Annotated in this window: 13 protein-coding genes and 1 tRNA gene; 7 read left to right on the top strand and 7 right to left on the bottom strand. The window is 69.1% G+C overall.

The genetic code is table 11. The features are described from left to right. Nucleotides 1–110 precede the first annotated feature (110 nt). From cmk to aroA, 3 genes are read right to left on the bottom strand one after another with little or no spacing between them, the layout of a single operon-like run. Entirely contained in the window at nt 111–761 is a 651-nt protein-coding gene (cmk, locus tag LXB15_RS19280) for a (d)CMP kinase (RefSeq protein ID WP_233949975.1), read from the bottom strand. Next, the gene (locus tag LXB15_RS19275; RefSeq protein WP_233949974.1) at nt 758–1,165 is read right to left on the bottom strand and encodes a hypothetical protein; all 408 of its coding nucleotides are present in this window, start codon (nt 1,163–1,165) and stop codon (nt 758–760) included. The genes cmk and LXB15_RS19275 overlap by 4 nt, the downstream gene beginning before the upstream one ends. Nucleotides 1,166–1,168: 3 nt before the next feature. Continuing rightward, on the bottom strand, nt 1,169–2,521 hold the full coding sequence (aroA, locus tag LXB15_RS19270; RefSeq protein ID WP_233949973.1) for a 3-phosphoshikimate 1-carboxyvinyltransferase: 1,353 nt from the start codon (nt 2,519–2,521) through the stop codon (nt 1,169–1,171). Nucleotides 2,522–2,843: 322 nt separating this feature from the next. Between aroA and LXB15_RS19265 the strand changes: the two genes are divergently transcribed. Both LXB15_RS19265 and LXB15_RS19260 read left to right on the top strand, forming a co-directional pair. Beyond that, complete coding sequence (locus LXB15_RS19265) at nt 2,844–3,251, top strand: TIGR02300 family protein (protein WP_233949972.1); 408 nt, start codon at nt 2,844–2,846, stop codon at nt 3,249–3,251. A gap of 159 nt (nt 3,252–3,410) precedes the next feature. Then, a tRNA-Ala gene (locus tag LXB15_RS19260) sits at nt 3,411–3,486 on the top strand. Nucleotides 3,487–3,582: 96 nt separating this feature from the next. On the opposite strand, the gene LXB15_RS19255 is transcribed toward LXB15_RS19260, so the two are convergent. From LXB15_RS19255 to LXB15_RS19240, 4 genes are all read right to left on the bottom strand, one after another. Then, a complete protein-coding gene (locus LXB15_RS19255; RefSeq protein WP_233949971.1) occupies nt 3,583–4,728 on the bottom strand; it encodes a phosphatase PAP2 family protein in 1,146 nt (381 codons plus the stop codon). A gap of 407 nt (nt 4,729–5,135) precedes the next feature. Then, nucleotides 5,136–6,644 (bottom strand): sensor histidine kinase, encoded by a 1,509-nt coding sequence (locus LXB15_RS19250; RefSeq protein WP_233949970.1) that lies wholly within the window; start codon nt 6,642–6,644, stop codon nt 5,136–5,138. Nucleotides 6,645–6,774: 130 nt separating this feature from the next. Further along, nucleotides 6,775–8,136, bottom strand: coding sequence for a hydrolase (locus tag LXB15_RS19245; protein WP_233949969.1), 1,362 nt, complete (start codon nt 8,134–8,136; stop codon nt 6,775–6,777). Between the two features lie 61 nt (nt 8,137–8,197). Next, complete coding sequence (locus tag LXB15_RS19240; protein WP_233949968.1) at nt 8,198–8,815, bottom strand: ribonuclease D; 618 nt, start codon at nt 8,813–8,815, stop codon at nt 8,198–8,200. 166 nt (nt 8,816–8,981) lie between these two features. Here LXB15_RS19240 and ytfQ point away from each other — a divergent pair, with 166 nt between their 5' ends. From ytfQ to LXB15_RS19215, 5 genes are all read left to right on the top strand, one after another. Continuing rightward, nucleotides 8,982–9,944 carry a galactofuranose ABC transporter, galactofuranose-binding protein YtfQ gene (gene ytfQ, locus LXB15_RS19235; RefSeq protein ID WP_233949967.1) on the top strand — a complete coding sequence of 321 codons (963 nt, stop codon included), beginning with the start codon at nt 8,982–8,984 and terminating at the stop codon, nt 9,942–9,944. A 99-nt stretch (nt 9,945–10,043) separates the two neighbouring features. Further along, complete coding sequence (gene ytfR / locus LXB15_RS19230) at nt 10,044–11,564, top strand: galactofuranose ABC transporter, ATP-binding protein YtfR (protein WP_233949966.1); 1,521 nt, start codon at nt 10,044–10,046, stop codon at nt 11,562–11,564. Then, entirely contained in the window at nt 11,561–12,583 is a 1,023-nt protein-coding gene (locus LXB15_RS19225) for an ABC transporter permease (RefSeq protein ID WP_233949965.1), read from the top strand. The genes ytfR and LXB15_RS19225 overlap by 4 nt, the downstream gene beginning before the upstream one ends. Continuing rightward, entirely contained in the window at nt 12,580–13,569 is a 990-nt protein-coding gene (yjfF, locus tag LXB15_RS19220) for a galactofuranose ABC transporter, permease protein YjfF (protein ID WP_233949964.1), read from the top strand. The genes LXB15_RS19225 and yjfF overlap by 4 nt, the downstream gene beginning before the upstream one ends. Further along, nucleotides 13,569–14,318, top strand: a complete 750-nt coding sequence (locus LXB15_RS19215) for a FadR/GntR family transcriptional regulator (protein ID WP_233953255.1) — start codon at nt 13,569–13,571, stop codon at nt 14,316–14,318. The genes yjfF and LXB15_RS19215 overlap by 1 nt, the downstream gene beginning before the upstream one ends. Nucleotides 14,319–14,341: the final 23 nt, after the last annotated feature.

Genomic DNA, 14,341 nt, shown 5'->3' with positions numbered 1-14,341 from the left:
TCGTTCGGCGCGAGGAACCGCGGCCGGGCAGTGTTCGTCATGCATGACGGGCGGATGGCCCGCTTTCGGCGCATAGCCGAAAGGGCGGACCGTCTTGCGAAGGCCGCCCTCTAATCGTCGTCCGGGTTGGCGAGAGATCGGTCGATCACGTCGCAGGCCGCCCGGAACGCCGCTTCTATACCCAATTCGCTGGTATCCAGCAAGTGCGCGTCGTCGGCGGGCCTGAGCGGCGCGACGCTGCGGCCGGCGTCGCGGGCGTCGCGTTCCTTCACCTCGGCGAGGATCCGCGCATAGTCGACGTCGCGGCCCTTGGCGAGCAGTTCGTCGGTGCGCCGCCGGGCCCGCACCTCGGCGCTGGCGGTGACGAAGATCTTCACCTGCGCCTCGGGACAGATCACCGTGCCGATGTCGCGGCCGTCGAGCACCGCGCCCGCCTCGCTTGTCGCAAAGCCGCGCTGGAACGCCGTCAGCGCGTCCCGCACCTTTGGGTGGACGGCGACGCGCGAGGCGAGTTCGCCCGCCTCGTGGCCGCGCAACGTGCCGTCATCGAGATGGGACGTGTCGAGGCGCGCCGCAATGGCCGCCATCGCCTCGGCATCGTCGAGATCGCCGCCGGCCTCGGCCGCCAGCTTGCCGACCGCCCGGTAGAGCAGGCCGGTGTCGAGATAGGGCAGGCCGTAATGCTGCGCCACGCGCTTGGCGAGCGTGCCCTTGCCGGCGGCGGCGGGCCCGTCGATGGCGATGGTCAGGGGACGGGTCATGGCGAGGGATCCTTGGCGGCGGCAGCGCCCGGCGCGCCGTCCGCGGGCACCGGTGCGGCGAGCGTGAGGAGGCCGCGCGCATCGAGGGCGAGCAGCACGGCGGCGATCAGCACGCCGATGAGATAGGGGCCTGCGATCATGAACAGGATCAGCTCGAGTTCGCCGATCCAGCGCGCCAGCGTCAGCACCGCGTCGAGGGCGCCGTTGCCGGTGGCGAGCGACTGCCCGCTTTCGTGCGCGATCGCTACCGCGCCGCAGACCGCCAGGAAGGCCGGCATCGGCAGCAGCCCCGCCAGCCGGCCGCCGAGCGTCGGGCGGCTGTACCTGAGATGGCGTGCCCGGTAGCGCCCGTAGATGGCGGCCGCCGGCAGGAACAGCACCAGGAGAACGACGGCCGCCGCCAAGGCTCAGCCCGCGACGTCGTCGAAGGCGGCGCCGAGGCCGGCCATCATCGGTTCGAAGGCCGGGAAGCTCGTGGCGATCATCCGCGCATCGTCGACCGTGACCGCCGCCTTGCAGGCCATGCCGAGCACCAGGAAGCTCATGGCGATGCGGTGGTCGAGATGCGTGGCGACGGTGCCGCCGCCATAGCCGCGCCCCTCGGGGTCGCCGGCGACGGTCAGCCAGTCCTCGCCCGCCTCGTGGACGATGCCGTTGGCGGCGAGCCCCGCCGCGACCGCGGCCAGCCGGTCGCTCTCCTTGACCCGCAGCTCTTCCAGGCCGCGCATCACCGTCGTTCCCGACGCGAAGGCGCTGGCAACGGCCAGCACCGGGTATTCGTCGATCATCGACGGCGCGCGCTCCGGCGGTACCGTGACCCCGGCGAGCGCCGAATGGCGGACCCTGAGGTCGGCGACGTCCTCGCCGCCGGCGACCCGCCGGTTGAGGATCTCAATGGACCCGCCCATCTCGATCAGCGTCTCGATCAGGCCGGTGCGAGTCGGGTTCATCAGGACGTTCTCGATGGTGACGTCCGAGCCCGGCACGATCAGCGCCGCGACGATCGGGAAGGCGGCCGAGGAAGGGTCGCCCGGCACCTCGAAATCGGCGACGCCGACGAGGTTGCCCTGGCCCTCGAGGCGGATGTGGCGGACGCCGTCTCGGTCGGTCTCCACGGCGATCGTCGCGCCGAAGCCGGCCAGCATCTTTTCGGTGTGGTCGCGCGTCATCACCGGCTCGATCACCGTTGTGGTGCCCGGCGCGTTGAGCCCGGCAAGCAGCACCGCCGACTTCACCTGCGCCGAGGCCATCGGCACGCGGTACTCGATCGGGGCGGCGACCCGCGGCCCGTGCAGCGACAGCGGCAGCCGGTCGCCGGAGCGCGCGACGATCTGCGTGCCGATCAGCCGCAGCGGATCGAGCACCCGGCCCATCGGCCGCTTCGACAGCGACGCGTCGCCGACGAAGGTGGCGCCGAAATCATAGGCGCCGACGAGGCCCATGGTCAGCCGCGCCCCGGTACCGGCATTGCCGAAGTCGAGCACCCCCTCGGGCTCCAGCAGGCAGCCATTGCCGACGCCGTCGACGATCCACGTGTCGCCCTCCTTGCGGATGCGGGCGCCCATGGCGCGCATGGCGTCGCCGGTGGCGATCACGTCCTCGCCCTCGAGCAGGCCGCGCACGCGGGTGGTACCGCTGGCGAGGCCCCCGAACAGCAGGGCGCGGTGCGAGATCGACTTGTCGCCCGGCACCTTGACCCGGCCGCTCAGCTTCCCGGCGTCTCGCGTGGCGACCGGCCGTGGGCCCGTGGTTCCGTGCATGATGCGTCCCTGTTCCTGGCTGGCGCCCGCGCCTTGATTCCGCGGCGTTTTCAACGCCGGTGGCACCGCTGTCGCGCCGCCCCGGAAGCCCCGGTGCGACCCGGCCCTTTCTGTCCCCGCGATCCGGCTTTGACAAGGGCTGGGGGACGCCGTAAGGGACCAACCGATTTTCAACGGACCGGGAACGCGGCAATCATCGTGCCGGCGGCGCATTCGCAGCGGATGACACCGCGGCGCGGCAGCCGGTCCCCCGCCAGCCTGCCGACCGTCCGCCGCCGCCGGCGGACGGGGGGTCGGGCGGCAGAACGACCACGAGGCAAGCATGGCCAAACCCGAACTCGGCACCAAGCGGATCGATCCGGAAACGGGCCGCAAATTCTACGACCTGAACAAGGATCCGATCGTCTCGCCCTATACCGGCAAGACCTATCCGCGCTCCTATTTCGAGGTCGAAGCCGTCGCCTCCAAGAAGAAGGTGGTGAAGGAAGCGGAAGAGGAAGAGGAGGAGGTCGAGACCGTCGAGGTCGAGGCCACCCCGAACACCGTCTCGCTCAGCGAGGTCGAGGAAGAGGAATCGGACGACGCGGCGCCGGACCTGCCGGATGTCGACGACAGCGATGACGAGGACACGGCCGACGACGACGACACCTTCCTGCCGGACGAGGAAGACGAGGACGACGACGATGTCGCCGACATCATCGGCGGCGGCCGCGACGACGACGACGACTGAGGCCTGACGGCGCGGCTGCCCTCGCGGCGCCGCGCCTCGCCGGCGCCCTTCGTCGGGCGCCGTCGGAAATCGCTTGATCTTCGTGGCGGACTTTCATATGAACCCGCCACACCACGCGGCCCGCACCCAGGGGCCGCGTCTTCCGCCTGACGGCGGCGTGGGGCCATAGCTCAGCTGGGAGAGCGCTACAATGGCATTGTAGAGGTCAGCGGTTCGATCCCGCTTGGCTCCACCAAACTTCCCGAAATGATCCGAAAATCCCTGCAGACGTCGCTGTGCGCAGCCGTTCTGCGTGGCAAATATCCGCCCGCGGGCCCGAGAACGCGATGCGCTAGCTCGGACTGCCGTTTGAAAGACCGGCGGCAGGGCGAATCGCGAACCAGGTGAAGGTCCGGGCGTCGGCGCCGTGCCACCAGCGCGCCACCAGTCCGGATACGACCCAAATCGCAAGCGTCACCGGCAGCGCGACCAGGCCGTCGACGGCGTAGTGCCAGGCCAGGCTGATGGACCCGACGAAGATCCAGAAGGCGTAGACCGCGAAGACGATGCCAAGGGAGCGGCTCACCTGCCAGGCCGCGAGTGCCATTAGGACCGCCACGCCATTGTGGACACTGGGCATGGCGGAAATACCCACGGGCATGCCCTCGCCGATGTAGCCGCTCCAGAGCCGTTGCTGCGTCGATAGAAGGTCCATCGGGTAGGAAAGGCTCGCATGGTGCAGCGCCGCCATCAGCGGCTGGTACGGGTCCGGCGCAAGTCCCAGCAGTGCGTAGTAGCAGGGCCCGGCCGAAGAGAAGACCAAAGCCAGGAAATTGCCCTCCACCAGCCAGACGAGGAAGAACGCGATCAGATAATGCGTCCGCAGTTCGGTTTTCGTGGTCATGAACGCGCAAGCGAGGAAACTGCTGCACATGATGAAGAACCATGCAGTGTAGGCCGCGCTGGTCAGGAAAATCGCGAGCGGATGGCTCATGACCAGGCTCAGCCACTGATAGGGCAGGTCGCCGAGAAAGATCGTCCGGTCCCAGGCGGTAAAGGTCGCGTCCCAGGAGAATGGCCGCATCGCGGGGATATTGACCTTGAAGTGGGCGAACAGGGCCATGAATGGGATGAAGATGGCGAGGACCGGCAGGCCGTTGCGAAGCCGTCTCCGGTCCGAGACGTAGGGCCGGATCTCGCGGATCAGCGCAGCCGTCGCGCTACCCTCGGGTCGCGCCTGAACGACGCGGCAGAAGCAAATCAGAATAACGCAGATCGGCACGACGACGCCGAGGAATGCGATCGCCGAGAGGCCCGTCGTCAAGGGATCGATCGGGTGCGTGTCGGGATAGAGGAACCTCAGTCCGATCACGACGAGCAACTGGCAAAGAACGATGACCGCCAGGATCCTTTCAGGAGCCAACCCGGGGTCGCGCCCTGTGGAAATTCCCGATGTCGCGAAGGACTCCGCTCGGTAACCCGAAATATCGATCGCCATGAGGGATCCGACGCTCCGCATTTTTGGTCTTCGGGGTTACACGAACGGTATGGGCAACAGTCTATACTTCTCCGCAGTGACGGGTGGTTAATGATCGACCTCAAGATGACGTTTGAGACTGGCTGCCATTTAACATCGCTAGGAAAAGGTTAAACCAGACACGAATATTACTTCGATCGATGACGCATGGTCTTGTCGACCGGTGATCGGCTTAAGGCCAGACGCGCGTCCACACGGCAGCGTGCTGCACCTGTAGGACCGCCGATGGGTGATGGGCTTCCGTCGGACCCGACGCTGCAGCAACAAGCAGAACAGCGTTCTCTAGGCCGTCATCCGCACTGCCGTGTCGTTACCCGTCGCCGGAAGTTGCGCAGGGCGGCAGTCCCAGTCGAACGCCCGGGGCCAGCCTATCCCGCTGCCTCGTCCGGCAAGTTGACCGCCTGCCCGACCTGCCCGACGAGGCGGAACCTGACGCCGTCCGGCTCGAATCCGAGCGTCGCCGTGCCGTCGAAATACGGGCCGACGATTCGCTCGATCAGCCGCGTGCCGAAACCGGTGCGCGTCGGCGCCGTGACGGCGGGGCCGCCGTGCTCGCGCCAGTCGAAGGTGAAGCCGTCGTCGGCGGCGTGTTCCCAGGCGATGGCGACGCCGCCGCCCGGCTGCGACAGCGCGCCGTGCTTGACCGCGTTGGTGGCGAGCTCGTGCAGCGCCAGCGACAGCCCGACCACCTGCTGGGCGGTGAGCTCGAGCGCCGGGCCGACGATGTCGAAGCGCCCCTCGCCGGTGCGGTGCGGCGCCAGCGCGTCGCGCACCACGTCGCCGATCGCGGCATGAGTGCCGCTGGTCTGGGTGAGGATGTCCTGGGCCCGCGCCAGCGCCTCGATGCGCGTGCCGATGGCGTCGCGCGCGGCGGCGACCGACGGCGCGGTGCGCAGGCTCTGGGCGACGATCGACTGCACCATGGCGAAGCTGTTCTTCATCCGGTGCGACATCTCGCGGGTCAGTTCCTGGCGCTGCGCCTCGGCCTGGTGCTGCAACGTGCGGTCGCGCAGGATCTTGACGTAGCCGAGGTGCCGGTCGTCGTCGTCGCGCAGCGGCATCATCTCGCCCGAGGCCCAGAACTGGCTGCCATCGCGGCGCCTGTGCCAGCGCTCGTCCGAGCCGCGGCCGCGCTCGCGCGCCGCCCGCATCTCCTTGTCCGGGACATCGGCGGCCTGGTCTTCCTCGGTGAAGAACACATCGGCGAGCCGGCCGATCATCTCGGCCTCGGTCCAGCCGAGGATCGCCTCGGCGCCGACGCTCCAGGAGGTGACGCGGCCCTCGAGATCCAGCGTGATGATGCCGAAATCGACGGCGCTGTCGACGATCTGGCGGTGCCGGGTCTCCATCTCCTTCGCCTCGCGCAGCGCCTGGCGCGTCGCCGCCAGCGAGCGGCGCAGCTCCAGCTGGGTCATCGCCTGGCGCGCCAGCAGCCGCAGCGTGCGGATCTGGTTCTCGTCGAGCTCGCGCGGCTTGTGATCGAGGACGCACATCGTTCCGATCGGCACGCCGTCGCGGGTCTTCAGCAGCGCGCCGGCATAGAAGCGCAGCTTCGGGTCCTCGTGCACCAGCGGGTTGCCGTCGAAGCGGGCATCCTTCGTGGCGTCCGGAACGACGAGAAAGTCCTCCACCAGCAGGGCGTGGACACAGAACGACGTCTCGAGGGGCGTGCCGCGGATGCCGAGCCCGACCTCCGCCTTGAAGAACTGTCGCCTGCTGTCGAGCAGGTTCACCACCGCGATCGGGGTGCCGCAGACTTCCGCCGCGATCCGTGCCAGATCGTCGAACTCCTCCTCGGGCGGGGTATCTAGGATGTCGTAGCGCTGCAGCGCTTCGTCGCGCTCGCTCTCGGTGAAGCTTGGCTTTGGTTGCGTCACGCGGAATTCCCGTTGGTACCGTGCCGTCAGCCCGGCGATACCGGCTTAGAGGCGAAGGGGCCATGCTGGCAACCGCCGTGGCGCTGCTTCGGGATACAAAGCAGCGCCCTCGCGGCTGCCTGGCGCCGCATCAGTAGCGCAATTCGATCCAGGCGACGTCGGCGGAATCGTCCGGCGTTGTGCGCGCCGCGACGACCTCGCCGTCGAAGCCGCCGAGCACGGTCCGTGGCTGCGGCTCCGTCACCGCGACCGCCGAGATCCAGACCGCCGGCACCGGCTCGGCTTCCGGCCGGCTCGCCACCGGCAATGCGTCGAGCGTGGCGTTGTCGTCGATGCCGAAATCGCCGCGCGGGCGCATCATGTTGACCACTTCGCCGGACAGCAGCCGGCCGGCGACCGGCGCCGCCTCCGCCGGGTACAGCCGGAGGTCGGCGATCGCCGTGGATCGCGGGAAGGCGCCGCGATAGATCCGCGTCGTCGGATAGCCCGCCGCCTCGACCACGAACTCGTAGGGCTGGCCGGGATCGGCCGCCAGCGGACCGTAGCGCCCGTCCGGACCGACGGTCTGGCGCAGCACCGCCTCGCCCCGGCGTTCGCCGGTCGCCGGGTCGACGGCGTAGACGCTGAGCGTCGCGCCTTCGAGCGGCATGTTGGTCGGCGCGCCATTGGCCCAGCCGGAGATCTCGCCGGAGACCTGCGGCTCCGCCTCGGGCTCGATCTCCAGCCGCGCCGGCGGCTGGCCGGTCACCGCCTTGTAGATGGCGATGAAGGCCTCCGGCGCGGTCGCCGTCTCGCGATGGTCGACGCCCTCGAGGACGATGTTCTCGGCGCCCGCCAACGCCGGGGCATCGTAGGAGACGCCGGTCGGCTTTCCCGGCAGGCCGATGAAGCGGCCGTCCGGCTGGGCGTAGAGGTCGAAGCGGTCGGAGCGCAGCACCGTCGTGGGGATGCCCTCCGGCACCTCGCTGCCGGCGTTGAGTCCGGTCAGGAAATGCCCGGCGCCGTTGAACTCGGCGTCGCGCTGGTCCTGCGCGTTGCGGTAGGCGCCATGGCTGAGGCAGCCGGCGAGCACCAGCCGGGCGACCTTCTCGGCGCCGCCGAAATTCTTCACGTAGTTGCGCGCCGTCTGGCAGCCGCGGCCATGCGCGACGATGGCGACCCGCGCCGCACCGGTCGCTCCGAGCGCCCGTTCGACCGTCGCGGCGACGGCCTCCGCCGCCTGTTCGGTGGTCGAGCGGTTCGGCTCGGGCGTCGTGTCGAGCGTCGGCGCGGCCGGGTTGTCGATGTCGGCCGCGAACAGGAAGTCGGCCGGATAGCCGTTGGACTCGAAGCGCCAGAGCGTCGTGGTCCAGAAGCCGGCACCCTCGCGGTCGCCGTGGACGAAGACGATCGGCGGGGCGGAATCGCCGCGGGCGACGTCCTGGCCCGCGGCCGGCGTCACGGCGAGCACGAGGGCGAACGCCGCCAGGGCGCGGCGAGAGAGCGTGGCCATGCGGCTTCCTTTGATGGCAGCAGGTAACGGTCCGGCCGGGGCGGCGGGGCCGCCGCGGCGGTCAGGCCGAGTGCGAGAAGATGTCTTCCGCGTCCCAGCCGGCGAGGTCGAGGCGGGCCCGCGTCGGCAGGAAGGCGAAGCAGGCCTTGGCGAGGTCCATGCGGTCCTCGCGCTCCAGCCGCTTGTAAAGCCCGCCCATGATGTCGTGCAGATAGAGCACGTCCGACGCGGCGTATTCGACCTGCGCCGGGGTCAGCGTCTCGGCGGCCCAGTCGGAGGACTGCTGCTGCTTGGAGAGGTCGACGCCGATCAGCTCGCGCGCCAGGTCCTTCAGCCCGTGCCGGTCGGTATAGGTGCGGGTGAGGCGCGAGGCGATCTTGGTGCAGAAGATCCCGTCGGTCATCACCCCGAAGGCGTGGTAGAGCGCCGCCACGTCGAAGCGGGCATAGTGGAAGATCTTGGTCTTCGACGCGTCGCGCAGCAGCGCCGCGATGTTCGGCGCCTCGCGCTGGCCCTTGGCGATCTGCACCACGTCCGCCGTGCCGTCGCCAGGCGACAGCTGCACCACGCAGAGCCGGTCGCGCCGCGTGTCGAGGCCGAGCGTCTCGGTGTCGATGGCGACGGGCCCGCTATAGCGGGAGATGTCGGGAAGATCGCCTTTGTGGACGCGGATGGTCATCGCCTGCCTTCGCTTTCGCTGGTTCCTGCGCCCGCTCTAGCGGATTTCGCCGGCCACGCAAAAGCCTCATCGTCGGGTGCTGCCCGGAGGCTTGACAGTAAAAGTATTATCATACGACCTTAGGCCGTCGGCGGGAGACCGGCGTTCAACACTGGGAGGTGATCGCATGCGTTTGATGAAACATGCCGGTGCGGCCGTTCTTGCCGCCGCCCTGATGGCGTCGTCGGCGATGGCCGCCGAGATGACCGTCGGATTCTCGCAGATCGGTTCGGAGTCCGGCTGGCGGGCCGCCGAGACCTCGGTCACCAAGCAGGAAGCCGAAAAGCGGGGCATCGACCTGAAATTCGCCGATGCGCAGCAGAAGCAGGAAAACCAGATCAAGGCGATCCGCTCCTTCATCGCCCAGGGGGTCGACGCGATCCTGCTCGCCCCGGTCGTCGCCACCGGCTGGGACCAGGTGCTGGAAGAGGCCCAGGAAGCCGAGATCCCCGTCGTGCTGCTCGACCGCATGGTCGATTCCCCTGACGACCTCTATTTGACGGCGGTCGGCTCCGACCTCGTCCATGAAGGCAATGTCGCGGGCGAATGGCTGGTCGAACAGGTCGGCGACAAGGAGTGCAACGTCGTCGAGCTGGAGGGCACGACCGGTTCGTCCCCGGCGATCGACCGCAAGAAGGGCTTCGCGGATGCGATCGCGGGTCACGACAACATCAAGATCGTGCGCGCCCAGACCGGCGACTTCACCCGTACCAAGGGCAAGGAAGTCATGGAAAGCTTCCTCAAGGCGGAAGGCGGCGGCCAGAACATCTGCGCCCTTTACGCCCACAACGACGACATGGCCGTCGGTGCGATCCAGGCGATCAAGGAAGCCGGCCTGAAGCCGGGCGAGGACATCCTCGTCGTGTCGATCGACGCGGTGCCGGACATCTTCCAGGCGATGGCGGCCGGAGAGGCCAATGCCACGGTCGAGTTGACGCCGAACATGGCGGGCCCGGCCTTCGACGCGCTGGAGAAGTTCAAGGCCGACGGCACCATGCCGCCGAAGTTCATCCAGACGGAGTCCAAGCTCTACACGCAGGACGACGACCCGATGGCGGTCTACGAGGAAAAAAAGAGCCTCGGCTACTGAGGATCCGGGCGGGGGCCGCGCCGCGGCACGGCTCCCGCTCCCTCGCCCCGACGGGGCGGCCCCGGCCATCCCCTGAATGACGCGTGCGCGGAGCAGGCAATGAGCGACCAGCCGCTGTTGAGCGCGCGCGCCATCAGCAAGAGTTTTCTCGGCATCAAGGCGCTCGACCGCGTCGACTTCACGCTGCAGGCCGGCGAGGTGCATGCGCTGCTGGGCGAGAACGGCGCCGGCAAGTCGACGCTGATCAAGGTGCTCACCGGCGCCTATCACCGCGATTCCGGCGAGATCCGCCTGGACGGCCAGCCGATCGACCCGCGCAACGTCACCGACGCCCAGCGCCTCGGCATCGGCACGGTCTACCAGGAGGTCAATCTCCTGGAGAATCTGACCGTCGCCGAGAACCTCTTCCTCGGCCGCGAGCCGCGCCGCTTCGGCCTGATCGACACGAAGACGATGAACCGCCAGGCGAAGGCCGTGCTCGCCGGCTACGGCCTTGCCATCGACGTCGACGCGCTGCTCGGCAGCTATTCGGTGGCGATCCGCCAGATCGTCGCCATCGCCCGCGCCGTCGACCTGTCCGGCAAGGTGCTGATCCTCGACGAGCCGACGGCCAGTCTCGACGCCGCCGAGGTGGCGACGCTGTTCGACATCATCCGCACCCTGCGCGACCGCGGTCTCGGCATCGTCTTCATCACGCATTTCTTCGACCAGGTGTTCCGCCTCGCCGACCGGGTGACGGTGCTGCGCAACGGCCGGCTGATCGACACGCGGCCGATCGACGGGCTGAAGCGGCTCGAACTCGTCTCGATGATGCTCGGCCACGAGCTCGAGGAAGAAGAGAGCCGGCGGGTGGGGCCGGAGGAGGCCGCGCAGGGCGATATCCTGGCGCGATTCAGCGGCTACGGCAGGCGGGGCGCGATCGAACCCTTCGACCTCGACATCCGCCGCGGTGAGGTGGTGGGGGTGGCCGGGCTGCTCGGATCCGGCCGGACCGAGACCGCCGAACTGCTTTTCGGCATCGCCCAGCCCGATTCCGGCAGCGCCGAGATCGACGGCGCCACGCGGCCGCTGGCCTCGCCGCGCGCGGCGATCGCGGCCGGCTTCGGCTTCTGCCCGGAGGACCGCAAGCAGGACGGAATCGTCGACGATCTGTCGGTGCGCGAGAACATCGTCCTTGCCCTGCAGGCGCGAAAGGGATGGGCGAAGCCCTTGTCGCGGCGCGAGCAGGAGGCGATCGCCGACCGCTACATCGAGGCGCTCGACATCCGCACCGCCGACCGCGAGACGCCGGTCAAGTTCCTGTCCGGCGGCAACCAGCAGAAGGTCATCCTCGCCCGCTGGCTGGCCATCGACCCGCGCTTCCTGATCCTCGACGAGCCGACCCGCGGCATCGACGTCGGCGCCCATGCCGAGATCATCCGGCTGGTCGAGAAGCTCTGTGACGACGGCATGGCGCTGCTCGTCATCTCCTCCGAACTCGAGGAGCTGGTGGCCTATTCGAACCGCGTCCGGGTGCTCGCCGACCGCCGCCATGTCAGCGAACTCTCCGGCGACGACATCACCACCGGCGCGATCATGACGGCGATCGCCGACGTCACGCCCGACGAGGCGCGGCCATGAGCCTGCCCGTCCCCGTCATGCGGCTCGCCCCGCAGCTGATCGCCCTCGCCGTCATCCTGGCGCTGAACACCGCGATTTCGCCGGGCTTCCTCGACATCGCCTACCAGAACGGCCGGCTCTACGGCAGCCTGATCGACGTGGTCAACCGCGGCGCGCCGGTGGCGCTGCTGGCGATCGGCATGACCCTCGTCATCGCCACCAAGGGCATCGACCTTTCGGTCGGCGCGGTGATGGCGATCACCGGCGCGGTGGCGGCCGCGGCGATCACCGGCGGCTATTCGCTGGCCGCGACGCTGGGCGCGGCGCTTGGGATCGGCATTCTCTGCGGCCTCTGGAACGGCGCGCTGGTCGCCTTCTTCAGCATCCAGCCGATCATCGCGACGCTGATCCTCATGGTCGCCGGCCGCGGCATCGCGCAGCTGGTCACCGAGGGCGTCATCCTCACCTTCAACGATCCCGGCCTGATCTTCCTCGGCAGCGGCGCCGTCGCCGGCCTGCCGGTGCCGGTGATCCTCTGGGTGGTGCTCGGGCTCCTTGTCGCGGCCCTCGTCCGCTTCACCGCGCTCGGCATGCTGATCGAGGCGATCGGCATCAACCGCCGGGCTTCGCGCCTCGCCGGCATCAGCACGGGTTCACTGCTGCTCGCGGTCTACGCCGCCTCGGGCCTCTGCGCCGCCGTCGCCGGCATCGTCGCGGCCGCCGACATCCGCGGCGCCGATGCCAACAATGCCGGGCTCTGGCTGGAGCTCGACGCGATCCTCGCCGTGGTCGTCGGCGGCAACTCCCTGCTCGGCGGCCGCTTCTCGATCGCCGGCTCGCTGATCGGTGCGATGATCATCCAGTCGGTCAATACCGGCATCCTGCTCGCCGGCTTTCCGCCGGAGTTCAACCTGATCATCAAGGCGGCGATCATCGTCGTCATCCTCGTCGTGCAGTCGCCGACCAGCGCCTCGGCCTTCGGCTACTTCGGCCGGGCCCGCGAGCGCGCCGAAAGCCGCAAGCGGAGCCCCGTGCGATGATCACCTCGCGCTATTTCGCCCTGGTCACCACGCTCGTCGTGTTCCTCGTCGCCTATGCGCTGTGCATCGCGCAGTTCCCGAACATGCTGTCGACCCGGGTCATCGGCAATCTCCTCACCGACAACGCCTTTCTCGGCATCGCCGCGGTCGGGATGACCTTCGTCATCCTCTCCGGCGGCATTGATCTCTCGATCGGCTCGGTCATCGCTTTCGCCGGCATCTTCATTGCCGTCGCGGTTGGCGATTGGGGGCTCCACCCGGTCGCCGCCATCGCCCTGGTGCTGGTGCTGGCGACGGCGTTCGGCGCGGTGATGGGGGCGATGATCCACTATCTCGCCATGCCGGCCTTCATCGTGACGCTGGCCGGCATGTTCTTTGCCCGCGGCATGGCCTTCGTCGTCTCGACCCAGTCGGTGGCCATTCCGCATCCTTTCTACGATACGCTTCAGGATCTGTTTATCCGCCTGCCGGGCGGCGGCCGGCTGACCTTCGTCGGCATGGTGATGCTGGCGGTGTTCGCCGTCGGCATCCTCGTCGCCCACCGCACCCGCTTCGGCCGCAACGTCTATGCGCTCGGCGGCAGCCGCCAGTCGGCGGAACTGATGGGGGTCAAGGTCGCCGCGACCACGATCGGCATCTACGCCCTGTCGAGCTTCCTGGCCGGCCTGTCGGGCATCGTGCTGTCGCTCTACACCTCGGCCGGCTATTCGCTGGCGGCCGTCGGCGTCGAGCTCGACGCCATCGCCGCGGTGGTGATCGGCGGCACGCTGCTCACCGGCGGCTCCGGCTTCGTCGCCGGGACCTTCCTCGGGATCATGATCATGGGCCTCATCCAGACCTACATCGTCTTCGACGGAAGCCTCTCGAGCTGGTGGACGAAGATCGTCATCGGCTTCCTGCTGTTCGCCTTCATCGTGCTGCAGCGGGGCCTGGTCTGGCTGTCGGCGCGGCGGGGCGGGGCCGCCCTCGGCCATAGCCCGGCGTGATGGGCCTCCTCGCCAACACCATCACCGATCGCGCGCCGCGCACCAGCCATGCCCATGTCGTCGCCGCCATCGGCCGCGAGATCGTCCGCGGCGACCTTCCGCCGGGGACGATCCTGCCCGGCGACAAGGAACTGAGCGCAAGGTTCGGCGTGTCGCGCACGGTGCTGCGCGAGGCGATGAAGACGCTGGCGGCGAAGGGCCTGATCCAGCCGAAGGCGCGGGTGGGAACGCGGGTGCTCGACCCGGTGCGCTGGAACCTCCTGGACGCGGAAGTGCTGCGCTGGCGCGTCGAGGCCGGGCTCGACGACGATTTCGTCTTCGACCTCGCGACCATGCGCCTCGCCTTCGAGCCGGCCGCGGCGGCGCTCGCCGCGCAGCGCGCCACGCCGGCGGACATCGCCCGGCTGCGCGAGATCGTCGGGCGCCTCGGCGACCCGCGCCACGACCGGGCGAGCATCGCCCAGGTCGACCTGGAGTTCCATCTCGCGGTCGCCGACATCTCGCGCAACCCGTTCATGCGGGCGATCGGCAGCCTCATCGAGGCGGCGATGGCGATCACCCTCAAGCTGAGTTCGCCGGCCAACGACCCGGCCCTGATCGCCGAGGTCGCGGTCAATCACGCCCGCATCGTCGACGCGATGGAGGCCGGCGACGAGGACGCGACGCGCGAGGCCATGCGCGCGGTGATCGACCTCGGGGCCGAGCGGACGCGGCGGGCGCTGGACCGCTGGACCGCCGGCCCGGCGTGAACCCGTCAGGCGGCCGGGGGCCG

The sequence above is a fragment of the Aurantimonas sp. HBX-1 genome, from assembly GCF_021391535.1.
Classification (GTDB): Bacteria; Pseudomonadota; Alphaproteobacteria; order Rhizobiales; family Rhizobiaceae; genus Aurantimonas.
This window is presented reverse-complemented; position numbering and strand designations above follow the sequence as displayed.